Source organism: Azospirillum himalayense, assembly GCF_042657465.1.
In the GTDB taxonomy this organism is placed as follows: Bacteria; Pseudomonadota; Alphaproteobacteria; order Azospirillales; family Azospirillaceae; genus Azospirillum; species Azospirillum himalayense.
Genome location: NZ_JBHSLC010000031.1, coordinates 64,604 through 88,953, shown reverse-complemented (window position 1 = coordinate 88,953; position 24,350 = coordinate 64,604). Strand labels below are relative to the sequence as shown.

At 69.4% G+C, this 24,350-nt stretch carries 23 protein-coding genes; 15 read left to right on the top strand and 8 right to left on the bottom strand.

Annotated elements, in window-relative coordinates:
* The first annotated feature begins 99 nt into the window (after positions 1-99).
* From ACFPMG_RS16295 to ACFPMG_RS16260, 8 genes are all read left to right on the top strand, one after another.
* On the top strand, positions 100-2,742 hold the full coding sequence (locus ACFPMG_RS16295) for a PAS domain S-box protein (protein WP_376996210.1): 2,643 nt from the start codon (positions 100-102) through the stop codon (positions 2,740-2,742).
* A gap of 100 nt (positions 2,743-2,842) precedes the next feature.
* Positions 2,843-3,439, top strand: coding sequence for a hypothetical protein (locus ACFPMG_RS16290; RefSeq protein ID WP_376996208.1), 597 nt, complete (start codon positions 2,843-2,845; stop codon positions 3,437-3,439).
* Positions 3,440-3,716: 277 nt separating this feature from the next.
* On the top strand, positions 3,717-5,210 hold the full coding sequence (locus ACFPMG_RS16285; RefSeq protein ID WP_376996206.1) for an ATPase domain-containing protein: 1,494 nt from the start codon (positions 3,717-3,719) through the stop codon (positions 5,208-5,210).
* 9 nt (positions 5,211-5,219) lie between these two features.
* The gene (locus tag ACFPMG_RS16280; RefSeq protein ID WP_376996204.1) at positions 5,220-6,887 is read left to right on the top strand and encodes an ATP-binding protein; all 1,668 of its coding nucleotides are present in this window, start codon (positions 5,220-5,222) and stop codon (positions 6,885-6,887) included.
* Between the two features lie 196 nt (positions 6,888-7,083).
* The gene (locus tag ACFPMG_RS16275; RefSeq protein ID WP_376996202.1) at positions 7,084-7,500 is read left to right on the top strand and encodes a DUF2946 domain-containing protein; all 417 of its coding nucleotides are present in this window, start codon (positions 7,084-7,086) and stop codon (positions 7,498-7,500) included.
* A 37-nt stretch (positions 7,501-7,537) separates the two neighbouring features.
* Positions 7,538-8,044: a copper chaperone PCu(A)C gene (locus tag ACFPMG_RS16270; RefSeq protein ID WP_040138459.1), complete on the top strand. Its 507-nt coding sequence runs from the start codon at positions 7,538-7,540 to the stop codon at positions 8,042-8,044.
* Between the two features lie 205 nt (positions 8,045-8,249).
* The gene (locus tag ACFPMG_RS16265) at positions 8,250-9,167 is read left to right on the top strand and encodes a DMT family transporter (RefSeq protein ID WP_376996199.1); all 918 of its coding nucleotides are present in this window, start codon (positions 8,250-8,252) and stop codon (positions 9,165-9,167) included.
* A 169-nt stretch (positions 9,168-9,336) separates the two neighbouring features.
* Positions 9,337-9,534 (top strand): hypothetical protein, encoded by a 198-nt coding sequence (locus tag ACFPMG_RS16260; protein ID WP_014200253.1) that lies wholly within the window; start codon positions 9,337-9,339, stop codon positions 9,532-9,534.
* 67 nt (positions 9,535-9,601) lie between these two features.
* On the opposite strand, the gene amaB is transcribed toward ACFPMG_RS16260, so the two are convergent.
* Both amaB and ACFPMG_RS16250 read right to left on the bottom strand, forming a co-directional pair.
* Positions 9,602-11,104: an L-piperidine-6-carboxylate dehydrogenase gene (gene amaB / locus ACFPMG_RS16255; RefSeq protein ID WP_376996197.1), complete on the bottom strand. Its 1,503-nt coding sequence runs from the start codon at positions 11,102-11,104 to the stop codon at positions 9,602-9,604.
* Between the two features lie 103 nt (positions 11,105-11,207).
* Positions 11,208-12,878, bottom strand: coding sequence for a thiamine pyrophosphate-binding protein (locus ACFPMG_RS16250; protein WP_376996195.1), 1,671 nt, complete (start codon positions 12,876-12,878; stop codon positions 11,208-11,210).
* A gap of 109 nt (positions 12,879-12,987) precedes the next feature.
* Here ACFPMG_RS16250 and gcvA point away from each other — a divergent pair, with 109 nt between their 5' ends.
* Positions 12,988-13,896: a transcriptional regulator GcvA gene (gene gcvA / locus ACFPMG_RS16245; protein WP_376996193.1), complete on the top strand. Its 909-nt coding sequence runs from the start codon at positions 12,988-12,990 to the stop codon at positions 13,894-13,896.
* Positions 13,897-14,061: 165 nt separating this feature from the next.
* Positions 14,062-14,709: a DUF47 domain-containing protein gene (locus tag ACFPMG_RS16240; protein ID WP_035682258.1), complete on the top strand. Its 648-nt coding sequence runs from the start codon at positions 14,062-14,064 to the stop codon at positions 14,707-14,709.
* A gap of 63 nt (positions 14,710-14,772) precedes the next feature.
* Here the strand turns inward: ACFPMG_RS16240 and ACFPMG_RS16235 are convergent, their stop codons facing one another.
* Positions 14,773-15,537, bottom strand: coding sequence for an SDR family NAD(P)-dependent oxidoreductase (locus ACFPMG_RS16235; protein ID WP_376996190.1), 765 nt, complete (start codon positions 15,535-15,537; stop codon positions 14,773-14,775).
* 103 nt (positions 15,538-15,640) lie between these two features.
* On the opposite strand from ACFPMG_RS16235, the gene ACFPMG_RS16230 reads away from it, so the two are divergent.
* A complete protein-coding gene (locus ACFPMG_RS16230) occupies positions 15,641-16,573 on the top strand; it encodes a LysR family transcriptional regulator (RefSeq protein WP_376996188.1) in 933 nt (310 codons plus the stop codon).
* Between the two features lie 86 nt (positions 16,574-16,659).
* Entirely contained in the window at positions 16,660-17,865 is a 1,206-nt protein-coding gene (locus tag ACFPMG_RS16225) for a S41 family peptidase (RefSeq protein ID WP_376996186.1), read from the top strand.
* Positions 17,866-17,899: 34 nt separating this feature from the next.
* Here the strand turns inward: ACFPMG_RS16225 and ACFPMG_RS16220 are convergent, their stop codons facing one another.
* From ACFPMG_RS16220 to ACFPMG_RS16205, 4 genes are all read right to left on the bottom strand, one after another.
* Positions 17,900-18,073, bottom strand: coding sequence for a DUF1328 domain-containing protein (locus ACFPMG_RS16220; RefSeq protein ID WP_014199667.1), 174 nt, complete (start codon positions 18,071-18,073; stop codon positions 17,900-17,902).
* Positions 18,074-18,220: 147 nt separating this feature from the next.
* On the bottom strand, positions 18,221-18,535 hold the full coding sequence (locus ACFPMG_RS16215; protein WP_376996184.1) for a hypothetical protein: 315 nt from the start codon (positions 18,533-18,535) through the stop codon (positions 18,221-18,223).
* A 101-nt stretch (positions 18,536-18,636) separates the two neighbouring features.
* Positions 18,637-19,062: a PAS domain-containing protein gene (locus tag ACFPMG_RS16210; RefSeq protein ID WP_376996182.1), complete on the bottom strand. Its 426-nt coding sequence runs from the start codon at positions 19,060-19,062 to the stop codon at positions 18,637-18,639.
* A 28-nt stretch (positions 19,063-19,090) separates the two neighbouring features.
* Positions 19,091-20,017 (bottom strand): PDR/VanB family oxidoreductase, encoded by a 927-nt coding sequence (locus ACFPMG_RS16205; RefSeq protein WP_376996180.1) that lies wholly within the window; start codon positions 20,015-20,017, stop codon positions 19,091-19,093.
* Between the two features lie 290 nt (positions 20,018-20,307).
* On the opposite strand from ACFPMG_RS16205, the gene ACFPMG_RS16200 reads away from it, so the two are divergent.
* On the top strand, positions 20,308-22,062 hold the full coding sequence (locus ACFPMG_RS16200; protein WP_376996178.1) for a thiamine pyrophosphate-dependent enzyme: 1,755 nt from the start codon (positions 20,308-20,310) through the stop codon (positions 22,060-22,062).
* Between the two features lie 31 nt (positions 22,063-22,093).
* On the opposite strand, the gene ACFPMG_RS16195 is transcribed toward ACFPMG_RS16200, so the two are convergent.
* Positions 22,094-23,221: a saccharopine dehydrogenase family protein gene (locus tag ACFPMG_RS16195; protein ID WP_376996176.1), complete on the bottom strand. Its 1,128-nt coding sequence runs from the start codon at positions 23,219-23,221 to the stop codon at positions 22,094-22,096.
* A 131-nt stretch (positions 23,222-23,352) separates the two neighbouring features.
* Here ACFPMG_RS16195 and ACFPMG_RS16190 point away from each other — a divergent pair, with 131 nt between their 5' ends.
* On the top strand, positions 23,353-23,781 hold the full coding sequence (locus ACFPMG_RS16190; RefSeq protein ID WP_376996174.1) for an Lrp/AsnC family transcriptional regulator: 429 nt from the start codon (positions 23,353-23,355) through the stop codon (positions 23,779-23,781).
* 168 nt (positions 23,782-23,949) lie between these two features.
* Positions 23,950-24,333, top strand: a complete 384-nt coding sequence (locus ACFPMG_RS16185; RefSeq protein WP_376996172.1) for a bleomycin resistance protein — start codon at positions 23,950-23,952, stop codon at positions 24,331-24,333.
* Positions 24,334-24,350: the final 17 nt, after the last annotated feature.

Here is a 24,350-nt window from a genome sequence, read left to right as displayed (position 1 = left end):
GGTTCACCCCATCGTTTCAGATTCCGGTGGCGAAGAACGAAAGGGGGGCGCAAGATGTGATAATCTGTTCGTGCGCCAAACCTTTCGGGTTGTCCATCCATGCCGCTGAAGACGGTGTTCCGTCAGCAACCGATGACTTTGCGCGGCTACCTGCTGAGGCTTGTGCTCGTGACGCTGGTGCCGATGCTCCTGCTCGGCGGCATGCTCATCGGCTGGCTGGTGCATCAGCAGCGGGATGCCGTCGAGAACAACATGTCCGACACGGCGGAGGCGCTGGCCCTGATCGTCGACCGGGAGTTGGAAGCGACCATCGAGGCATTGCGGGCGTTGTCGCGCACGGACGCTCTGGCGGCCGACGATCCCGCCGGCTTCTATGAGCGGGCGACGCTGGCGCTGACTCAGCACCCCTCCTGGACGAATATCGCGCTGATCGACCCGTCGGGGCGGCAGATCGTCAACACGGCGGTCCGGCTCGGCGTCCCGCTGCCGGATGCGCCCCAGCGCGACGCGCTGCAACGGGTGACCGCGACCCGCCAGCCGGCGGTGTCCGATCTGGTCACCGCGACGGCGGCGGAGCGCCTGACGATCGCCGTCATGGTGCCGGTGCTGCGCGACGGCAGCCTGCGCTACGTCCTGTCGGCGGTGGTCGATCCGCAGACTTGGAGTACCCTGCTGGAGGGGTTCGAAACGCGGTCCGGCCTGATCGCCGTGATCATCGATGGCCAGGACCGGATCGCCGCCCGCTCGCGCGAGCATGCGGAGTATCTGGGGCGGGGGGTGCCCGACTGGTTCCTGGCGGCGCGTGGCACGGCGGAGACCGGTAACTACCGCGGCGCCACGCTGGACGGGGTGGAGATCATCGGTGCTTTCCACCGCACGCAGCGCGCCGACTGGACCCTCGCGGCCGCAACGCCGACCGAGGCCGTGCTCAATCCCCTGAACCGTACGGTGTTGCTGGCCTTGGGGTTGGGACTGTTTCTGCTGGCCGTGTCTCTGGCGTCGGCGGGGATCTTCGCGCGGCGGCTTGCCCATCCCGTCCGCGAACTGTCCGCCCACGGCGGCAGCCTGATGGAGGGGCGCGCCATCCGCTACGACGGCGGCGTGCCGGTGCGCGAGATCGACGAGTTGCACCGCGTCCTGGCCGAGGCCAGCGCCGCGCTGGTCGGCGCCAGCGAATCCGTGGCCCATGCGGAGGCGCGCTACCGCGCCATCGTGGACACGGCGGTCGACGCCATCCTGGTCATCGACCGGGCCGGAGTCCTGCACAGCTTCAACCGTGCCGCCGAACGGATCTTCGGCTACGCCGCGGAGGAGGTGATGGGCCGCAACGTCAGCATGCTGATGCCTGATCCCGACCGCAGCGCGCACGACGGATACTTGAAGCGCTACCACCGCACCCGGGAGCGGCGGATCATCGGCATCGGGCGCGAGGTGACCGGCCAGCGCAAGGACGGGTCGGTGTTCCCGCTGGAATTATCGGTCGCCGAATGGAAGGCCGATGACGAGGTGCGCTTCACCGGCATCGTGCGCGACATCACCGCCCGCAAGACGGCGGAGGAGGCGTTGCTCGCCGCCAAGGAGGCGGCGGAGCAGGCGATGGAGCGCGCGCTGACCGCGGCGGACGAAGCCCGGCGGGAGAAGACCCGCGCCGAGAAGGCGGAGCGGGCGAAGAACCAGTTCCTGGCGGCGGCAAGCCACGACCTGCGCCAGCCCGTGCAGTCGCTCTATTTCTTCGCGCAAGTGCTGGGCGACAAGCTGCACGGCCATCCCGGGCACGAGCTGGTGGCCAGCATGGGCCATTCACTGGACGCGCTGAAGCTTCTGCTGGACGGTCTGCTCGACGTGTCGCGGCTCGACGCCGGGGCGGTGGAGCCCAGCGTCACCGAATGCGCGGTGGGGCCGCTGCTCGACCGGCTGGCCGCAGAATACGGGCCGCAGGCGGAGGGGCAGGGGCTGCGGCTGCGGGTGGTATCGACCTCGTTGTGGGCGCGCACCGACCCGATGCTGCTGGAACGCATCCTGCGCAACCTGATCGAGAACGCGTTGCGCTACACCGAGCGGGGCGGCGTCGTGGTCGGCTGCCGGCGCGGCAACGGCGCGTTGCGCATCGAGGTGGCCGACAGCGGCATCGGCGTGCCGGAGGAGTGGCAGCAGGCCGTCTTCGAGGAGTTCTTCCAGATCGGCAACCAGGAGCGCGACCGGGCCAAGGGGCTGGGTCTCGGCCTCGCCATCGTCAAACGGCTGGCCGGGCTGCTCGGCCACACGGTCGCCCTGCGCTCGCGGCCCGGAGAGGGCAGCGTCTTCTCGGTGGAGCTTCCCTGCGTGCGCGCCCGCGCCATCCTGCGCCGCAACGGGCCGGACCGGGCCAACGACGACGGGCAGGGGCTGGTGGTGGTCATCGACGACGAGGCCATCGTGCTGCTCAGCCTGCGCACCCTGCTGGAGCAGTGGGGCTACGAGGTGGTGGCCGCCGTGTCGGCAGAGGAGGCGGTGGACGTCCTGCACGGGCTTGGCCGGCTGCCGGACCTCATCATCGCCGATTACCGCCTGCGCGAGGGGCGGACGGGGGTTGAGGCGATCCGCGACATCCACGGCGTCTGCGGCGTGCGCATCCCCGCCGTGGTGCTGACCGGCGACACGGCGCCCGAACGCATCACCGAAATCCGCGGCGCCGGCTTCCGCCTCGTCCACAAGCCGATCACCCCGCACATCCTGCGCGAATTGCTGAAGCCGGCGGCCTGACCTGGGACGGCTGGTTGACCTAAGGCCGGTTTTTGACCCTGGCTGCCGGCCGGCCGGGTCTTTAGCGTGTCTGCCTCCTTGGGAAAGAGAGAGACGGGACATGAACTGGAGCAAGGGCCTGTGGCGGGGCTGGCTTGCCGCCGCCCTGTTGTGGGTGGCGGTGGTGACCGCTTTCGCCTTCGCCGATCTGCACGGGCGCCATCCTTTCGCCGGTCTCTACGCCTATTCGGACGCGAGGGATGCCTTCCTGCCGCAGCACTACGCCGCCGACGAGGCGGTGGTGGAGGACGGGGTGAAGCGGGGCGTCGTGGCGCGGACGGATTTCCCCGACGGCACCACCCTTGCCGCCCCGCCGGACCTCGGCGAGGAGCGCGTGCGGCGGATCGCCGAGCGTTTCTGGGCGGAGCGCTGGGCACGCCGGGCGGAGGTTCTGTGGCCCTGGGGCCTGCGCGCCGCCGTGCCGCCGCTGTTGCTTCTGCTGTCCGGCGCGCTCGTCCTGTGGATCGCCCGCGGCTTCAGCGGGGCGAACGCTGCCCTGGAAACGGCCATGGAAGAGACGGCGGTGCCGGAGACAGCGGCAAGCGAGGACTCGCCGAAGGCGGCCTTCAACACGCGATCCGCCGGCGGGCTGCCGCCCTTCATCCGCTCGCTGGGACCGGACCCCAAGCGCCGCCGCGTGCTGGGGTCGGGCCGGTAAAGGCCGCGCCAGTCGAGCCCAGGCGTCGTTCGCGCCGTCGTCCAACATCGCGGTAATCCGCGGTGACGCCCAAGCATCCCCGACGGTCGGCATCCCGAAGGCACCAAGGAACAGGAACACCGGCATCGGGTTGATGGTGGCGGAGCCGCGTCCATGGGGCGCGGATGTTCTCCAAGGCTGAGCGTTTGTCCGTCCGTCCAGGCGTTCGGGCCGTTCACCATCACGGCGGCGTGTGTCGCAAGGCGCCGCCAGCGGGCCAGACCAAGAGGAGACCTGGGTGTCGGAGCCGACCAAGACGGACAAGATCCTGACCGGAATTCCAGAATTCGACATGGTCCTGAGGGGGGGCCTGCCGCGCGCGCGGCTGCATCTTCTGGAGGGCGCGCCGGGAACCGGCAAGACGACCATCGCGCTTCAATTCCTGCTGAAGGGCCTGTGCGACGGCAAGCGGGGCCTGTATGTGACCCTGTCGGAAACCGAGACGGAGTTGCGCGCCTCGGCCAAGAGCCACGGCTGGTCGCTGGACGGCATCGGCATTTTCGAACTCGTCCCGCTGGAGGCGCAGCTCGACCGCCAGCAGAGCGTGCTCTACCCGTCGGAAGTCGAGCTGGGCGAAACCATGCGCCTGATCACCGAGCGGATCGAGGCCGAGAAGCCGGACCTCGTGGTGATCGATTCCCTGTCCGAGCTGCGCCTGCTCGCCCAGGACCAGCTTCGCTACCGGCGGCAGATCCTGGCGTTGAAGCAGTTCCTGCAAGGGCGCCAGTGCACCACGCTGGCGCTGGACGACCTGACCAGCCAGACCGGTTCGATGGAGCTGCACAGCCTGATGCACGGCGTGGTCAGCCTTGAGCAGATCGAGCGTTCCTACGGCGCGGCGCGGCGGCGCCTGCGGATCGCCAAGATGCGCGGCTCCGAATACCAGAGCGGCTGGCACGACTTCGCCATCACGCCGGGCAACGTGCTGATCTTCCCGAGCCTGATCGCCGACGAGCACAAGGCGGAGTTCGAGCCGACCTCCGTGTCGAGCAGCCTGAGCGGGCTGGACGAGCTGATGGGCGGCGGGTTGACGCGCGGCACGACGACCATGCTCGTCGGCCCGTCGGGCGTCGGCAAGTCGTCCATCGCCCTGCAATATGTCGCGGCGGCGGTGCGCCGTGGTGAGCACGCCGCCTATTTCTCCTTCGACGAATCCTTCGAAACGCTGTCGCTGCGCAGCACCGCGCTCGGCATCGACATCGAGGAGGCGGTGCGCAAGGGCGAGTTGGGCTGGGAGCGCGCGAACCCGTCGCGCCTGTCGCCGGGCCAGTTCGTCTGGCAGGTCCGCCGCCAAGTGGAGGACCAGAAGGCGCGCGTCGTGGTGATCGACAGCCTCAACTCGTACCTCAGCACCATGCCGGAGGAGAAGGCGCTCATCCTCCAGATGCATGAGCTGCTGACCTATCTGAACAATCAGGGTGTCGTGACCATCCTCATCCTGGCCCAGCAGGGCATCGTCGGGGACATCCAGAATCCCGTGGACCTGTCCTTCATGAGCGACACGGTGGTCCTGCTGCGCTTCTTCGAGGCGGTGGGGCAGGTGCGCAAGGCGATCTCGGTGGTCAAGAAGCGCACCGGTGTCCATGAGCTGGCGATCCGCGAGTTCCGGCTGTTCCCCGATGGCATGCAGGTCGGCCCGCAGCTTCTGGAATTCCAGGGCGTGCTGACCGGCGTGCCCAGCTATGACGGGGCGGCGGACCCCTTGTTGCGCGGGCAGAGCGAGACGGGTTGACGGCAGCGCATGGACGCCCCGATCCTCGTGCTCGCCCCGCATGGCCGGGACGCGGAAGTCATCCGCCTCGTGCTGGACGAGGTCGGGCTGACCACGCAGTTCTGCGCCGATCTGCCGGCCCTGTGCGATGGCCTGACGAGGGACGTCACGGCCCTGCTCCTCTCCGAAGGCGCGTTGCTGAGGGTGGGGATGGAGCCTCTGGTTGCCTGTCTGGAGGCCCAGCCGCCCTGGTCGGATCTGCCGGTTCTGGTGCTCACCGCGCGCGGCAACCGGTCGGCCAGCAAAGCGCGCTGGACGCAGTTCCAGCGGCTCGGCAACGTCACGCTGCTGGATCCGCCCCTGCACGCCGAAGCCCTGCAAAGCGCGGCGCAGTCCGCGGCGCGGACCCGCCTGCGCCAATACCGCATGCGGACGCTTCTGGCCGACATCGAGCGGGCCAACGATGAACTGGAAGGCCGAGTGGCGGAGCGCACCCGGTCACTGCAGGCCGAGATGCGGGAACGCCGCAAGGCCGAGGAGGCGTTGCAGCAGGCCCAGAAGATGGAGGCGGTCGGCCAGCTCACCGGCGGCATCGCCCACGACTTCAACAACCTGCTGCAGGTCATGCTCGGCAATCTGCACATGCTGCAAAGCACGCTGCGTGCCGACGATCCGCTGCTGCGGCACGTCGCCATGGCCGTCACGGCGGGCGACCGCGCCGCGGCGCTCACCCGGCACCTTCTGGCCTTCGCCCGGCGCCAGCCGCTGACGCCGCGCAGCCTGGACCTGAACGCCCTGGCCACCGCGATGAGCGGCCTGATCCAGCAATCCGTCGGTGAGTCGATCCGGGTGGAGACGGTGCTGGCCGACGGGCTCTGGCGGACCTGGGCGGACGCCAACCAGGTCGAAAGCGCCCTGCTCAACCTCGCCATCAACGCCCGCGACGCCATGCCGGACGGCGGGCTCCTGCGCGTCGAGACGAGCAACACCGTTCTGGACGAGACCATCTCGGACGCGCAGGGGGACATCCTTCCCGGCCGCTACGTCCTGCTCCGCATCACCGATACCGGAAGCGGCATGCCGCCGGACGTGCTGGAGCGGGCGTTCGAGCCCTTCTTCACGACGAAGCCGATCGGCCAGGGCACCGGTCTCGGGCTGAGCCAGCTCTACGGCTTCGCGCGTCAATCGGGCGGGCACGCGGCCATCCGGTCGCAGCCCGGCCAGGGCACCACCGTCAGCCTGTACCTGCCGCAGCACGACGGTGTGAACGGCGCCGACGCGCCGTCCGATACTGCGGAGGCGGAGCCGCAGGACCCGTCACGCAATGATGAAACCATCCTGGTGGTTGAGGACGAGGCCCTGGTCCTGATGCTGTGGGTCGAGGCGCTGGAAGGGCAGGGATACCACGTCCTGCAGGCGGCCGAACCCGAGGCGGCGATCCGCATCCTGGAGTCGGACACGGCGATCGACCTTCTGATCACCGACGTCGGGCTGCCCGGAATGACCGGTCGGGATCTGGCCGACGTCGCGCGGGAGCTTCGCCCCGGGCTGAGGGTGCTGTTCGTGACCGGCTACGCGCATTACGCCGCCCTCGAAGCGGACAGCCTGGGAGCGGGCACGCGGATGCTCAGCAAGCCGGTCGGCGTGGACACCTTGCAGATCACCGTCCGTTGCCTGCTGGACGGGGATTCGGCCTGACGTTGCGGCGGCGAGGGGAAGACGGCAACTCGACAAGCTCCCTGCACATCGCCTACAACCGGTCATCCGTCCTGTGGGTGGAATGGAAACCGGTTTGAACGGGGCAACGTCAGCACGGCCATCGGCCCCCCCTCTCCGTTTCGGGGAGCGGGAGGGGGCGAACGGGCGTCGCGAGGGAGGCGGCGCCGCGCTTGCGGTGTGTCCGCGTCCGTCCCGCCGGCCTCCGCCCGGCTGGCGATCCCGGCTGGCCGCGGCGCTGGCCGCCGTTCTTCTGCTGATCCTGGTCCAGGTCCCGGGGCAGGCGGTCGCCATGCTCTCCGCCGGTCTGGCGCAGTCCTTCTGGGCGGCGTCGATGTGCGGACCCGATGGGGCGTCGGACCGGATGCCCGACGCGCCCGGTCAGCCAAAGCACGATCTGGAGCATTGCCTGGGGTGCCAGCTCGGCTGCGCGCCTCCGGCGATGCTCTCCCCGGTGGACGTCGCCGTTCCGCCGCCGCGCCTGTCCGGGGCGCTGCGCGCGCTTCCCCTCCGAACCCGCAAGCTCCGCCGCCGGAGCGTTTTCCGTCCGAACGCCCGTGCTCCGCCGATGATGTGTCCTGCCCTTTTCAACTGATCGTCCGATACATCCTTTTTTGCAGGACTCCGTCATCATGAAGAAGCATGCCCTGGTTCTTGCCGCGCTGGTCGCCCTGACCGCCGGCTCCGCCCTGGCCCATGGTTTCAAGGCCGGGCCGGTCGACATCGAGCATCCCTGGGCGCGCGCCACGGCGCCTTCGGCCCCGAACGGTTCGGCCTACATGGTGCTCAGCACCCACGGCCCGGACAGCGACCGCCTGCTGTCGGCCAGCACGCCCGTCGCCGACAAGGCGGAGCTGCACACCCACCTGATGGACAACGGTGTCATGAAGATGCGCCAGGTCGACGCCATCGAGGTGTCGCCCGGTTCGCCGACCGCGCTGCAGCCCGGCGGCCTGCACGTCATGCTGTTCGGCCTGAAGCAGCCGCTCGCTCCGGGGAAGGCGTTCCCGCTGACCCTGACCTTCGAGAAGGCCGGGCCGGTGACCGTCCAGGTGGACGTGCAGAGCGCCGGGTCCGCCGCCCCGTCCCATGGCGGTGCCGGCGGGCCGCAGGCCGGCGGCACGCAGCACAAGCACTGACGGATATGAGCCACGCCGGCCGTTGGAAACGGACCGGCGTGGCCGCAACCGGCAGTCGATACTGATGGGTCGGCACTGATATACCAGCATCGCATTTGACCGTCCGGCCCCTTGGGCGCAGGGTGTGGCGCGCCGGTCCGGCAGAAGGCCGGCGCGCCACAGGAAGGAACGCCCCGCCCATGACTCCCCCCATGAGCGCCGCCCGATGACCGCCACCGAAAAGGCCCTGTCCGCTAGTTCCTCCGGGCGGGCGGGCATCGCTTGGATGCTGCTCACCACGCTTCTGTTCGTGACGCAGGACGCGACGCTGCGCTTTCTGGTGCAGAGCTACCCCTTCGCCGAGGTCGCCTGGGCGCGCTTCGCGGTGCATCTGGCCATCGCCTTTGTGGTGGTGGCGGTGAACTCCCCCAGCCATCTGATCGCCAAGCGTCCGGGGATGCAGATCCTCCGCTCTGCCCTGCTGGCCGTGCTGACCCTGCTGGCGGCGGTGTCCTACAAGATCCTGCCCTTCGTCGACGTGGCGGCCATCGCCAACGTGGCGCCGGTGCTCGTCGCCGTCCTGTCGGTTCCGCTCCTCAAGGAGAAGGTCGGCTGGCGGCGCTCCCTGGGGGTGCTCGGCGGCTTCATCGGGGCGATGATCATCATCGGCCCGGCCAGCCTCGTCTTCCAGTGGGCGATCCTGCTGCCGCTGGCCGCCGCCCTGTGCAACGCGCTCTACCAGATCGTCACGCGACTGCTGCGCGGCGGCGATTCCACCCTGACGACCTTCTTCTACACCAGCATGGCCGGGACGGTGCTCTGCGGGCTTCTGCTTCCCTTCGGCTGGGTGACGCCGGATCTGACGGGGGCGGCGCTGATGGTCATGCTCGGCGCGCTGGGGGCGTGCAGCCATTACTGCCTGATCCGCGCCTACACGGTGGCGGACGCGGCGACGGTGGCGCCCTTCGGCTACACGACGCTGATCTGGGCTGTGCTCTACGGCTTGCTGATCTTCGGGGAGTCGCCCAGCGTCTCGACCCTCGCCGGTGGTCTGGTGATCGTCGCCAGCGGCATCTACATCTTCCACCGCGAGCAGGTGCGGGCGCGCGAGGCCGCAGCGAAAAGCGCGGCGGAGGGACCCTGAGCGGTCCCTTTTTCCCATGAGTTCCCTATGCCGGAGGCACGTACACAGGACGTTCAGGTACCCGAAATATCACGGGCCGTACGCGTCGAACTGTAACATGCTCCGCGTACCGTACGCCGGTCGGTGAGGGCCGGCGTTTCTTTCCCTTCCACAAGCAACGAGAACAGCAATGAACGGACTGCCCAAGCAGACGTGGCGCTGCCGCGTTGCCGAACTGTTGAACGACCCCGTGGTCCAGGCCGTGTTGCGCCGGGACCGCCTGACCCACGAGCAGGTTCTGGCACAGCTCACCCCCATTGCCGAGCACCTGCGCCGCAACACCTCCCCCGAACGACCCGCAAGGCGGCTTCCGCGCGAAGCCTTCTGACCTTTCCAAAGAGAAAAGGCCGCCCGGTGAAACGGGCGGCCTTCTTCTTTTGCGCCGATGGGGCGGATCAGCCGGCGATCTCGAACTTGATCCCCTGGGCCAGCGGCAGGGCGCGCGAGTAGTTCACCGTGGCCGTCTGGCGGCGCATGTAGCCCTTCCAGGCGTCGGACCCGGACTCGCGACCGCCGCCCGTCTCCTTCTCGCCGCCGAAGGCGCCGCCGATTTCCGCGCCCGACGGGCCGATGTTGACGTTGGCGATGCCGCAGTCGCTGCCCGACGCCGACAGAAAGCTCTCGGCCTCGCGGATGTCGGTGGTGAAGATGCAGGAGGACAGGCCCTGCGGCACCGCGTTCTGCAGCGCGATGGCCTCCTCCAGCGTCTCATAGGTCAGGACGTAGAGGATCGGGGCGAAGGTCTCGTGGCGGACAATGTCGGTCTGGCCCGGCATCTCGACGATGGCCGGCTGCACGTACCAGGCGTCGGGATACTGGTCGGCGAGCGCGCGGCCGCCGCCGGTCACGGTGCCGCCGTCGGCCTTGGCCTGCTCCAGCGCGCGCTGCATGCCCTCATAGGCGCCCTTGTCGTTGAGCGGACCGACCAGCACGCCGGACTCCAGCGGGTTGCCGATGGGAACGGAGGCATAGGCGGCCTTCAAGCGCGGCAGCAGGGTGTCGCGCACGTCCTTGTGGACGATCAGGCGGCGCAGCGTGGTGCAGCGCTGGCCGCAGGTGCCCACCGCCGAGAAGACGATGGCGCGCACCGCCATGTCGAGGTCGGCCGACGGCGCGACGATCATGGCGTTGTTGCCGCCCAGCTCCAGGATCGGACGGGCGAAGCGCTCCGCCACCTTCAGCGCGACCTCGCGGCCCATGCGGGTCGAGCCGGTGGCCGACACGATGGGGACCAGCGGGCTGGCGACCAGCGCCTCGCCGACGTCGCGGCCGCCGTTGACGACCTGCAGCAGGTCCGCCGGGGCGTCGCCGAAGCGGGCCACCGCGCGCTCGAAGATGCGCTGGCAGGCGAGCGCGGTCAGCGGGGTCTTCTCCGACGGCTTCCAGATCACCGGGTCGCCGCAGACCAGCGCCAGGGCGGCGTTCCAGGCCCAGACCGCGACCGGGAAGTTGAAGGCGGAGATCACCGCGCAGGGACCCATCGGGTGCCAGGTCTCGCGCATCGCGTGGCCCGGACGCTCCGACGCGATGGTCAGGCCGTAGAGCTGGCGGGACAGGCCGACCGCGAAGTCGCAGATGTCGATCATCTCCTGGACCTCGCCCAGGCCCTCCTGGAAGATCTTCCCCATCTCCAGCGTGACGAGACGGCCGAGGTCCTCCTTGGCGTCGCGCAGTTCCTCGCCCAGCAGACGGACCAGCTCGCCGCGGCGCGGCGCCGGGACGGAGCGCCACGCCTCGAAGGCGCGCTGGGCGCGGGCGGCCACCTCCGGGATCTCCGACGCCGGGGTGACCGGCGCCACGCCCAGCGCGGCGCCGTCGATGGGCGAGCGGACGGACAGGCCGGCCCCGTCGGCGGGAAGCTCAAGGCCGAGGCGGGAGAGAAGGTCGCGGTGCTGCATGGAAAAGATCCTCGGTGTAAGGCAACCGGTGGAGGGGTGGCGTACTGTGCTGTCGCGGTTCGTCATCATAACCCTCTCCCCAGAGGGGAGAGGGGACTTTGGGTTAGCGCTGGCGCCCGGCGGCGCGGATGTCGGACAGGCTGCGGTTCGGCGTCAGGGCCTCGGGGTCGAGCCTGACATGCAGGATGGCCGGCCGGCCGGCGGCGCGGGCGCGCTCGAAGGCCGGGGCGAACTCCTCCGTCCGCTCCACCGTCTCGCCATGGCCGCCATAGGCGCGGGCGAGGGCGGCGAAGTCCGGGTTGGTCAGGGCGGTGCCGGACACCCGGCCCGGATACTCGCGCTCCTGGTGCATGCGGATGGTGCCGTACATGCCGTTGTCGATGACCAGCACGATGAGGTTGGCGCCCTCCTGCACGGCGGTGCCAAACTCCAGCCCGGTCATCTGGAAGCAGCCGTCGCCGGCGAAGCAGACCACGTCCCGCTCCGGGTGGAGCAGCTTGGCCGCGACGGCGGCGGGCAGGCCGTAGCCCATCGAGCCGCAGACCGGTGCGGCCTGCGTGGCGAAGCGGCGGAAGCGCCAGAAGCGGTGGATCCAGGTGGCGTAGTTGCCGGCGCCGTTGGTCAGGATGGCGTCGTCGGGCAGGGTGTCGCGCAGCCAGGACATGACGGCGCCCATCTGGACGTCGCCGGGGATGATGGCCGGCGGCTCGCTCCAGGCGGTGTAGGCGGCGTGCGCGGTCTCGGCCTGACCGGCCCAGGCGGGAGAGACCGGCGCCTCCAGCCCGGCCACGGCGTCGAGGAAGCCCCCCGGCGTGGCGTTGATGGCGAGGTCGGGGTTGTAGACGCGGCCCAGCTCCTCCGCCCCCGGATGGACGTGGATCAGCGTCTTGCCGGTTTCCGGGATGCCGAGCAGCCCGTAGCTCTGCGACGGCACCTCGGAGAAGCGGCCGCCGAGCAGCAGGATCACGTCGGCGTCCTTCACCAGGGCGGTCAACTTCGGGTTGATGCCCAGCCCGATGTCGCCCGCGTAGTTCGGGTGCGCGTGGTCGAACAGCATCTGGCGGCGGAAGGTGACGGCCACCGGCAGCGCGAAGGTCTCGGCGAAGACGTGCAGCGAGGCCACCGCGTCCTCGGTCCAGCGGGAGCCGCCGGCGATCACCAGCGGGCGCTTCGCCCCGGCGAGCAGACGCCCGACCTCGGCGACCTGGGCGGGGGTCGGGGCGCTGTCCACCGGCTGGGCCGGGCGGGCGGCGGTCACGTCCGCCGTCTCCACCAGCATGTCCTCCGGCAGCACCAGGACGACCGGGCCGGGGCGGCCGGCGAGTGCCGTGTGGAAGGCGCGGCTGACCATCTCCGGCACGCGGTCGGCGCTGTCGATCTCGGCCACCCACTTGGCCATGCCGCCGAACATGAGCGTGTAGTCGACCTCCTGGAAGGCGTCGCGCCCGCGCATGCCGCGCTCGATCTGGCCGATGAACAGGATCATCGGGGTGGAGTCCTGCTGCGCCACATGGACGCCCGGCGCGGCGTTGGTGGCGCCGGGGCCGCGGGTGACGAAGCAGATGCCCGGCCGGCCGGTCAGCTTGCCCTCGGCCTCCGCCATCATGGCCGCACCGCTCTCGTGGCGGGCGTTGATCGTGCGGATCGAGGAGTCGTGCAGCGCGTCCAGCACGGCGAGGTAGCTTTCGCCCGGCACGCAGAACACGCGCTCGACGCCCTGCGCCTCCAGCGCATCGACGATCAACTGGCCTCCGGTCTTGCCATTGGTCTGCATGGCGCGCTCGTTCCTCGGCTGGGCGTTCAAATCCCCCTCAATCTGGCGGCAGGCCCGGCCCCGCGCAACCGACTTTCTTTCCCCCGGTCATGAGCTATAGTCATGACCCATGGGTCTGCAACGCCGCCTTCTCCCGTCCATGAGCGCGCTCTCCGCCTTCGAGGCGGCGGCGCGCACCGGCAGTTTCACCGCCGCGGCGCAGGAGCTGGCGCTGACCCAGGGCGCCGTCAGCCGCCAGATCAAGGCGCTGGAGGACCAGCTCGGCGTCCCGCTGTTCGTGCGCCGCGACCAGCGCGTGACGCTGACCCCGGCCGGCGAATCCTACGCGGCCGAGGTGCGGGAGGCGCTGCACCGGGTGGGGGCGGCGACGCTGCGGGTCATGACCGCGCCGCAGGGCGGTGTGCTGAAGCTGGCCGTCCTGCCGACCTTCGGCACGCGCTGGCTGGTGCCGCGCCTGCCCGCCTTCCAGGCGGCGCACCCGCAGGTCATCATCCATTTCATGACGAAGATGGAGCCTTTCGACTTCCGGTCGGAGGATCTGGACGCCGCCATCCATTTCGGCGGCGCCGACTGGCCCGGCGCCGTCTGCGAGCGGCTGATGGAGGAGGAGGTCCTGCCGCTCTGCGCCCCGTCCTTCCTGGCCGCCCACCCGATCCGCGCGGCGGCGGACCTCGTGGCGCTGCCGCTGCTGCACACGACCAGCCGCCCGGAGGCGTGGCGGGACTGGTTCGCCGCCCAGGGCATCGAGCGGCACGAGGGCGCCGGCATGTTCTTCGAGCAGTTCTCCACCACCGCCCAGGCGGCGATCACCGGGCTGGGGGTGGCGCTGCTGCCGACCCTGCTGGTGCAGGCGGAGATGCGGGACGGGTCGCTGGTCCCGGCGCTGGACCGGCCCTACCGCAATCCGGACCGCGCCTATCACCTCGTCCACCCGCCGTCGCGGGCGCACCACCCTCCGCTGGTGGCGTTCCGGGAGTGGTTGCTCGGGCAATCCGTCAGCCAACTCCGAAGCGCTTGAGAACACGGCGAAAACTCCCTCTCACACGTTGGGGGGAGGGAAATGGGCCGGGACGGGGCATCTTCGTCAGGGCAGACAGGCCCTGTCCGTATGACGTTTTTGCTGCAATTTCATGGCGCCCGGCGTTAAGAGGAAACGGCAGAACCGACCGAGAGAACCGTTTCCATGCTGCTGCTGCGCGCCATCCGTTCCATGATGCCCAAGGAAGAGCGGGTCATTGAGCAATTCATCGAGCAGGCCCGCCACATCGTCGATGCCGCCGCCGCCCTGGAAGCCGTCATGCAGGCCGGTCCGGAGGAGCGCGCCGACCGCACCGCGACGCTGAAGCGGATCGAGAAGGACGCCGACCGTGTCGCCAAGGACGCCGGGCGCGGGCTGCACCGCGCCTTCATCACCCCCTTCGACCGGTCGGAGATTCAGGCGCTGATCAACGCCCTGGATGATTGCATCGACCTGATGGACGAGGTGCCGCGCCTCGCCGCGCTCTACGGCATCGAGACCTTCGACGACCGGATGATGCGCATGGCGGCGATCGGCCGCCGTCAGGCGGCCCTGCTGTCCGAGGTCATGCCGCTGCTGACCAAAATCTCCGTTCACGCCGACCGCATCCTGCACATCTGCGGCCAGATCTCCGACCTGGAGGACGAGGCCGACGAGATCCTGCGCGACGCCATGAAGTCCCTGATCGCCGAGCGCCCGGAGATGATCGACTTCCTGGGCCGCCGCGAGGTCTACGAGCTGCTGGAAGCCGTCACCGACCGCTGCGACGACGTGGGCGACCTCATCGAAGGCATCACCCTGGATCAGGCGTAAGGGCGGTTCTCACCCACGGGCGGGGGAGCGAAGGCCGCTCCCCGCTCCCCGCTCACATCCGGCTCAAACCTGGGCCATGCCGCCGTCGGCGAACAGCTCCACGCCGTTGACGAAGCTGCTGTCGTCGGACGCCAGGAAGACGGCGGCCTTGGCGATTTCGTCGGGATCGCCGACGCGGCCCAGCGGCACCTGCGACGCCAGATAATCCACCAGACCCTGCTGCTGCGCCGCGTCCGGACCGGCCAGCTCGACCAGACCCGGCGTGCGGATCGGACCGGGGCTGAGCGTGTTGACGCGGATGCCGCGGTCCTTCAGGTCCAGGATCCAGCTGCGGGCGAAGTTGCGCACCGCCGCCTTGCTGGCGCTGTAGACGCTGAAGGCCGCCGTGCCCATGCTGCCGGCGGTGGACCCGGCCAGGATCACCGACGCGCCCCGGCCGAGCAGCGGCAGCGCCTTCTGCACGGTGAACAGCACGCCCTTCACATTGCGGTTGAACGTGTCCTCGTACTGCTCCTCCGTGATGGCGCCCAGCGGCAGCATGCCGCCGCCGCCGGCGTTGGCGTACAGCACGTCGAGGCGGCCTGCTTCGCTTTCGATCCGGGCATAGAGCCGGTCGAGATCGGCCAGATTGGACGAGTCGGCCTGCACCCCCGTCGCCGTGCCGCCGGCGTCCCGGATCGCCGCGACCGCGGCCTCCAGTTCGGACGTGCGGCGGCCCGTGAGATAGACGGTAGCCCCTTCGGCGGCGAAGCGCTTGGCCGCGGCGAGGCCGATGCCGCTGGTGGCGCCGGTGACGAGGGCGATCTTGCCGTCGAGCTTGCGTGACATCGGAAGTCTCCTTGGGACTGGGTTGTTCGCTGGAGACAAAGCTATCGACGCCGGACACACATCGAAATAGAAACGACTGAAAACCATCGTTGCAGGATTGGCGATGTCGAAGTTGCCGGATTTCGAGGGCTTGGCGATGTTCGCCAAGGTGGTGGAGGAGCGCTCCTTCGCCGGTGCGGCCCGCGCCATGGGGGTGTCGGTCGCCACGGTGTCGCGCGCGGTCGGCCGGCTGGAGGAGCGGTTGGGCGGACGGCTGTTCAACCGCAGCTCCCGCCGGCTGGCCTTGACCGATTTCGGCCATTCCCTGGCCGAGCGCGCGATGCGCCTTTACGACGAGGCGGAGGCGGCCGAGAACGCGGCGCGCGAACTGTCCAGCCGCCCGCGTGGGCTGATCCGGCTGGCGGTGCCGATGTCGTTCGGGTTGCGCTGGGTGGCGCCCTTGCTGCCGGACTTCTTCCGCCTCTATCCGGAGGTTTCCATCGACCTGCATCTGAGCGACGCGACCGTCGATCTGGTGGGCGAGGGCTTCGACGCCGCGCTGCGGATCGCCGTGCTTCCGGACAGCTCGCTGGTGGCCCGGCGGCTGTGCCCCATCGCTCCCGTCGTTCTTGCCGCTCCCGGCTACATCGCCCGCCATGGCCTGCCCCGGCATCCCCGTGACCTGAAGGACCACCATTGCCTGGGCTACGCCTACCGGCGGCGCCAGGACATCTGGCACTTCACCAACGGCACCGGCGAGGAGGAGAGCGTGACGCCGTCCGGCCCGCTGCGCGTTACCAACGCCGACGCCCTGGTGCCGATGCTGCTGGAGGGTCTGGCAATCGCCGAACTGCCGGAGTTCATGGCCGCTGATCATCTGGCGGACGGGCAGCTGACCGCCATCCTGACCGACTGGTCGCTGCCGAAAGGGGGGCTCTACTTCGTCACGCCGTCAGCCCGCACACGCCCGGCGAAGGTCGGGGCGCTGGCCGACTTCCTGGTCGATCGCCTGTCGGAGCCGGCATGGCGGCGGTCCGTTTCTGCGGGCAAGGTCTGACACGTTCCGGTTATGGTTAACGGTACATAAACCAATTCACGGCTAATTTCGAAGCATCGCCGCTCCGATCCCGAGAGATTGCCGCCGTGAAGCTGCGCCTCGTCACCGCCGCCGCCCTTTGCGCCTTCCTCGCGATCCCGGGGGGCATGACCACCGGACGGAGCGCGCAGGCCGCAGGCGACACCACTCCCTACGGCCACAGCACCGAGGCGGAGGAGGTCGATCGCTTCGTCCGGGCGCTGCGCACCATCCGCGGCCAGTATGTCGAACCGCTGACCGACCGTGAGCTGGTGGACATCGCCATCAAGGCCATGGCCGGGCGGGACCGCTACTCCGCCTATCTGGACGACGGCGAATTCCGGCAGTTGCAGGCGTCGAACGACGGCGCCTTCGCCGGGCTGGGCATCCGCTACGAGGCCCACGGCACCCGCGTCCGCATCGCCGAGACCGTTCCCGAGTCCCCCGCGGAGGCCGCCGGGCTGCGCTCCGGCGACGTGATCCTGGCGGTGGACCAGCAGCCGGTGGGCGGGGCGGAGCTGGCGACCGTCAAGCAAATGCTGAGCGGGCCGGAAGGGGCGGCGGTGTCGTTGACCGTCCTGCGCGCCGGGACGCCGGACCCCTTCGAGGTCAGCGTGGTCCGCGGCAAGCTGCGCATCCCCTCGGTCCGGCTGGCCGCCGTCGGGACGGTGGGCTACATCCGCATCACCCGCTTCGATCGCCAGACCGCCACCGGGGTCAGCACGGCCATCCGGTCGCTGCGCGAGCGGATCGGGCCGGACATCGGCGGCTTCATCATCGATGTGCGCGACAACCCCGGCGGGCTGGTGCAGGCGAGCGTCCGCGTCGCCGACTCCTTCCTCGACAAGGGAACGATCCTGACCGCCCGCGGCCCCGGGCGCGGGGCGGACAAGACCTACACCGCCACGCCGGGCGACGAGACGGACGGCCTGCCGCTGGTTGTGCTGGTGAACGCGAAATCGGCCTCCGCCGCGGAGATCCTGACCGGGGCGTTGAAGGACCACCGGCGCGCCACGGTGATCGGCACGACGACCTTCGGCAAGGGGATCATCCAGAGCGTCATCCCCTTCGACAGCGGGGCGCTGAAACTGACCACGGCGCGCTACTACACGCCGTCGGGCCAGTCCATTCACCAGATCGGCATCCAGCCCGACGAGGCCATCGCGGAGCCGGCCGCGGAGGAGGGGCAATCCGCCCCGCCGCCCAACGGCATCCCCAACGCGGCCAACGATCAGGCCTTCGCCCGCGCGCTGTCCATCCTCCGCTCCCGTTGATTGGGGTCCCGCCGCTTGGGATTCTGCTGGCGGATCAGAAGATCACCTCCCCGGCCAGCAGGGCGAGCACCAGGAAGACCAGGAAGATGATCAGCGCGATCCCGAAGAGGATCTTCGCGACTCCCGCGGTGGCCGACGACACGTTGGTGAAGCCGAGCGCGCCGGCGACCAGAGACACCACGAAAAAAATCAACGCCCATTTCAGCATGGACCGCTCCTGCGCGTTCTGAAACCCAGCCGGCAAGCCCGGCAGGGAAGGAACCTCGCCGACCGCCGCGGGTTCCAGCGCAGGCCGGTCAGGCCCTCCCTATTCGCTCAGGTCCGGAATTCCGCGGGATGGCCGTGCCGTTGCGGGTTACCACCCGGTGCCGGAGCGGTTCGGCAGGGATTGACGGGTCATGCCTTGGTCCATCCCGGACTCGTTGGGCGACCGCGTGCGGCTTTGCGGCTCGCTCACACCGGAGCCGCTGTAGGGGCCGGGGCTGGAGCTGGTCGCGTTCGGGTTGACGTTGGGCTCGTCCACGCCCTGGCTGCCGGACGTGCCGCCGCCCGTGAGGCCGCTGACGGGGCCGCCGCTGTTCATCCCGCTGCTGCCCGTTCCGCTGCCGTCCATGCCCGAACAGGCGGCCAGAAGCATCGCGGCCGACGCCGCGATCATCAGATTGCGCATGACGCACTCCCTACGCTGATGTCTTGAAGGTACAGCCCTTCTCAACGGACGCCCGCCCGGGAGGGTTCCGATTCTTGGAGGTCCGTGCGGCAGCGGGCGTTTCAGCGTCCGGCCGCCTGACGGCGCAACGCCTTCAGTTCGTCGAACCGCGCGGTGACGTCGCGCATGACCGCCGCCATCCCCAGCATCGTCCCGTCGGCGTCCTTCAGCGGCACGATGGTGAACTCCACCGAGATGCGGGTTCCGTCCTTGCGCGTCGCCGGCACCGACAGCAGGTCGCCGCTGCCGTAACGGCTCTCGCCCGTCTTCATCACCTGATCATAGCCGTCCCAATGGCGTTGGCGCTGACGGTCCGGAATGATGATGTCCAGCGACTGGCCGAGCGCCTCGTCGGCGGTGAAGCCGAACACGCGCTCCGCCCCCGCGTTCCAGAAGCGGATGATGCCCTTGCTGTCGGCATAGGCGATGGCCTCGGCCGGGCTGTTCAGAAGCGCCAGCCCCAGCCGTTGCAGATCGTTCTCGGTCATGAGCTCCCCCCTCGTCCCTGTGTTTCGGTCAAATGTCCAGAACCAGGCGTGCGCTGCGGGCGCGCGACACGCAGATCATCATCGTCTTTCCGGCGGCGCGCTCGGCGTCGGACAGGACGCTGTCGCGATGGTCGGGCTCCCCCTCCAGCACCGCCGTCTCGCAGGTGCCGCAGAGGCCCTGCTCGCACGACGAGGCGACGGAAACGCCCGCGGCGTCGAGCGCGTCCAGCACGCTCACCCCCTCTTTCACCGCGACGGTCACGCCGGAGCGGGCGCAGACGACCTCGAAGCGATCGTCCGGTGCCGCGTCACGCCCCGCATCCGAGCGCGGCGTGAACCATTCGAAGCGCACGTCCTGCGACGGCCGTGCGGCGCTTGCGACCGCGTCCATCAAGCGCTGCGGGCCGCAGCAGTAGATCAGCGCATCGTCGGGCGTCGCCGCGAGGAGGTCGGCCACCGCCAGCCGTCGGCCTTCGTCCGCGGCGTGAACCACCACCTCGCCATTGCCCAGCTCGCGAAGCTCGGGGAGGAACGGCGCCTCGGCCGCGCTGCGCACGCAGTAATGCAGGACCCAATCGGCTCCCCGGCGCGACGCCTCGCGGATCATCGGCAGCAGAGGCGTGATGCCGATGCCCCCGGCGATGAACCGGTAGCGCGGGGCGACGTCGAAGCGGAAATTGTTGCGGGGCGGAGCGATGGCGACGACGGTGCCGAGCCGCAATTCCCCGTGGATGAAGCGCGACCCCCGTCCGCCCGGCAGATTCAAAACGGCGATCCGGTAGGCGGAGCGATCCGCCGGGTCGCCGCACAACGAGTAGGAGCGCACCGCCCCGTCCGGCAGATGCACGTCGATGTGCGCGCCCGGCTCGTAGGGCGGCAGGTCCTCGCCGTCCGGGTCGCGAAGCTCCACCAGCAGGACCTGCGGTGTGACGCGCGCCATATGATGGACGCGCATCGACCGCGTCGTTGCCGGCGACCGCTGCGCATTCTCCCTTAGTCCGGTTGTCGTCATTCTTTCGCCCGCCCGGGTGGTTGCTCCCTCCTGCACTCCGGCCTGCCTTCGGACGCCCGGACTGAGCGGGGTATCAGTGGCATGCCAGATACATTACGGCCACTCTAAAACCTCAACTTAACTTTAGGTCAAGGACTAAGAACGTCCCGCCGTTCGGGGAACCGTCCCGGCTCCGCTCGGTTGCCGATGGATCGAGCGACTTCATCACGACCGTTTGCGACGGAGACTCCCTCATGGCGAGCACGGCTTCCGACATCCTGGTGGATGTTCTGGTGGATTGGGGCGTGGACACGATCTTCGGCATGCCCGGCGACGGCATCAACGGCATCGTCGAGGCGTTGCGCCGCCGCCAGGACGAGATCCGCTTCATCCAGGTCCGTCACGAGGAGGCGGCGGCCTTCGCCGCCTGCGGCTACGCCAAGTTCACCGGGCGGCTGGGCGTGTGCATCGCCACCTCCGGCCCCGGCGGGCTGCATCTGCTGAACGGTCTCTACGACGCCAAGCTCGACCACCAGCCGGTGCTGGCGATCACCGGGCTGCAATACCACGACCTCGTCGGCACCTACACCCAGCAGGACGTGGAGCTGGACAAGGTGTTCCAGGACGTCGCGCTCTACAACCAGCGCATCATGGGGGCGGCGCATGTCCGCAACATCGCCATTCTGGCCTGCCGCACCGCGCTCGCCCACCGCGGCGTGTCGCACATCACCATCCCCGTGGATTTGCAGGAGCAGGGCATCGGCGCCGACATGCGGGCGCCGCGCAACGTGAAGGGCCACAACACCGCCCTGTTCGCCCCCCAGCTTCCCGTCCCGTCGGAGGCGCAGACCCGCCGCGCCGTGGAGGTCCTCGACGCCGGCAAGCGCATCGTCATCCTGGCCGGCCAGGGCGCGCTGAAGGCGACCGACCAGCTCGAACGGCTGGCCGACAAGCTGGGGGCGGTGATCGTCAAGGCGCTGCTGGGCAAGGCCGCGGTGCCGGACGACAGCCCCTTCACCACCGGACAGGTCGGGCTGCTCGGCACCGCCCCCTCGCAGGAGGCGCTGGAGACCTGCGACACGCTGCTGATCGCCGGCTCGACCTTCCCCTACATCGAGTATTACCCGAAGCCGGGGCAGGCCCGCGCCATCCAGATCGACATCGACGCGGCGCGCATCGGCCTGCGCTATCCGGTGGAAGCCGGGCTGGTCGGCGATTGCGGGCTGGCTCTGGACATCCTGACCGAGCGGGTGCGGCGGCACGAGGACCGCTCCTTCCTGCAGACGGCGCAGGCGGGCAAGGCGGACTGGATGAAATTGATGGAGGAGCGTGGCACCCGCCCCGACCTGCCGATGAAGCCGCAGGTCGTCGCGTGGGAGCTGGGCAAGCGCCTGTCCGACACGGCCATCGTCGCCTGCGACAGCGGCACCATCGCCACGTGGTGGGCACGGCAGATTCCGGCGCGGCGCGGCCAGATGCACTCCCTGTCCGGCAACCTCGCCACCATGGCGCCGGGCGTCCCCTACGCCATCGCGGCGCAGCTCGCCCATCCCGGACGGCAGGTCGTGGCCTATGTCGGTGACGGCGGCTTTTCCATGCTGATGGCCGACTTCGCCACGGCGGTGAAGTACAAGCTGCCGATCAAGGTCATCATCAACAACAACAATTCGCTCGGACAGATCAAGTGGGAGCAGATCGCCATGCTCGGCAATCCCGAGTATGTCTGCGACCTCCAGCCCATCGACTTCGCCAAGGTGGCGGAGGCCTGCGGCGGCAAGGGCTTCACCGTCACCGACCCAAAGGAGTGCGGCGCCGTACTGGACGCCGCCCTCGCCCATCCCGGACCGGTGGTGGTCGACTGCCTCGTCGACACCAACGAGCCGCCGATGCCGCCGAAGGTTCAGGCCAAGCAGGCGCTGCACTTTACCGAGGCGCTGGCCCGCGGCACCCCGGACGCCCTGAAGATCGCCGCCACCGTCTTCAAGGGCCGTGCCCGCGAGGTGATCTGAGGCGCGGCCCGTTGGTGGGTGAGGCGCCCGCTCAGGCGGCGCGCCCCACCCCCTGCTGCGATCCCTGCTGGGGGGCCGCGTCGCTCATCGCGTAGTTGCGCCCGAAGCGGTTGGCGATGAAGTCGGCGTAGCGCACCTCCTCCTGCTTGACGAAGCCCCGCTGCGGCAGCGTGCCGTCGGCCAGCAGGTCGAGCACGGCGCACATGCCCGACGCGGTGGTGATCTGGATGCCGTTGTAGAAGGTGCCGCCGATCTCCCGCCCGTAGATCTTGTTGGCGTAGGTTTCCTGAAGCAGCCGGCCCCGCTTCGTCCCGGTCACCGTGACGAAGATCAGCACGACGTCCTGGAGGGTCGCCGGGATCGAGTGCTCCAGGATGTCCTTCAGCAATTCCCGCCGGCTGCCCAGCCGCAGGTCGTGCAGCAGCGCCTTCATCAGGTCGCGGTGCCCCGGATAGCGGACGGAGCGGTAGTTGAGCGTCCGCACCTTCCCCGCCAGCGTCTCGCACAGCGTGCCCAGGCCGCCCGAGGTGTTGAACGCCTCGTACAGCACGCCGTCGAGGGAGAACTCCTCGCGCTCCTCCAGCGGCGGCACGGAGACGAGGCGGCCTTCGACGATGGCCTCGCAGGGTTCCAGATACTCGTTGATGACGCCTTCGGTGCTCCAGGTCAGGTTGTAGTTCAGGGCGTTGGACGGATATTTGGGCAGGGCGCCGACGCGCATCCGCACCGTGTCCAGCGCGTCGAAGCGCGAGGCCACGTCGTTGGCGACGATGGAGATGAAGCCCGGCGCCAGCCCGCATTGCGGGATGAAGGCGCAAGGCGCGCCGTCGGCCAACTCCTTGACGCGCCGCGTGCTCGCCACGTCCTCCGTCAGGTCGAGGTAGTGGGTGCCGGCGTCCCGCGCCGCCTCCGCCACGCCGACCGTCAGGTGGTAGGGCAGCGCGCTCAGCACCGCGAACTTGCCGCGCATGGCCTCGGCGAGGTCGGCGGGATCGGCGGCGTCCACCACGCGGGTCTCCATCCGCGGGTGCGTCGGCAGCCGCTCCAGCGCGTCGGCCGAACGGTCGGCGACGGTCACCCGGTAATCGCCCGTGGCCTTCAGGAAGTCGCCGATGGTCTCGCCGATCTTGCCGCCGCCCATCAGAAGAATGTCGCGCATCGTCCCGTACCCCCTGCTTTCTGGCTTGCGTCGTTATGACGCAATCTTGACCGGACGGCCTGTCGATGTGCAGGGTGCAGGGTGCCGAAACGCCCGAGTATGTTCGGCGGATTGACGGAAAGATCGGCGATATGATGGACGAGCTGGACCAGCATCTTCTCGACGCGCTTCAGGACAACGCGCGGGAGCCCACCGCTGCGCTGGCCCGCCGTCTGCGGGTGTCGCGCAGCACGGTGCAGAGCCGCATCCAGCGGCTGGAGGAGCGCGGGGTGATCGCCGGCTACACGGTGCGGCTGTCGGACGAGACGGCGCGCCGGATGATCCGCGCCCACGTCTCCCTCAACCTGTCGCCCAAGCTGACCGCCGCCGTGGTCCAGGCGCTGAAGCGGATTCCGGAGGTGCGGGCGCTTCACGCCATCAGCGGCGCGCACGACCTGATCGCCGTGGTGCGGACCGGAACCATGGAGGAGATGGACGCGCTGATCGACCGTATCGGCGCCATCGACGGCATCGAGCGGACGACCTCATCGATCATCATGGCGACGAAGTTCGAGCGGTGAAAAAGAGGTCGTCCGCCTTTCATGGATGGAGAGCAAAAGGACGCGAACAAACCGCAAGGCGCGTTCGTCCGGTTCCGAGCCCCGTCGAGGTCGGACCCCTCAGGCTTGTGCTTCCCCGCGCCTTTCCTGCATCGTGCGTTGCGGTTGGAGACTGGAGATGAGAGCACGATGGCTGTTCAGTTCGAACGGGTAACGCCGATTTTGCCGGTCCGGGACGTGCGCGCCGCGCTCGCCCATTACCGGCGTCTTGGCTTCGAGGCGTCCGCCTACGATGATACGGTCGAGGAACCGATTTACGGCTTTCTTGCCTGGGGCGACGTGACCCTTCACGTGGCGCGGGTTCCCGACCTGGAACCAGCACGCTCAACGGCGGCCTGCTATCTCTACGTCAACGACGCTGACGCGTTGCATGCGGCGTGGCAGGCCGCCAAAGTCGATGGTCGTCTGACCGCACCTGCCGACACGCCCTATGGCCTGCGCGAGTTTGCCCACATCGATCCAGACGGCAATCTGCTGCGGATCGGCGCGCCCACAACTCCGAACCCCGGATAAGGTCGCAGCCGGGGCGC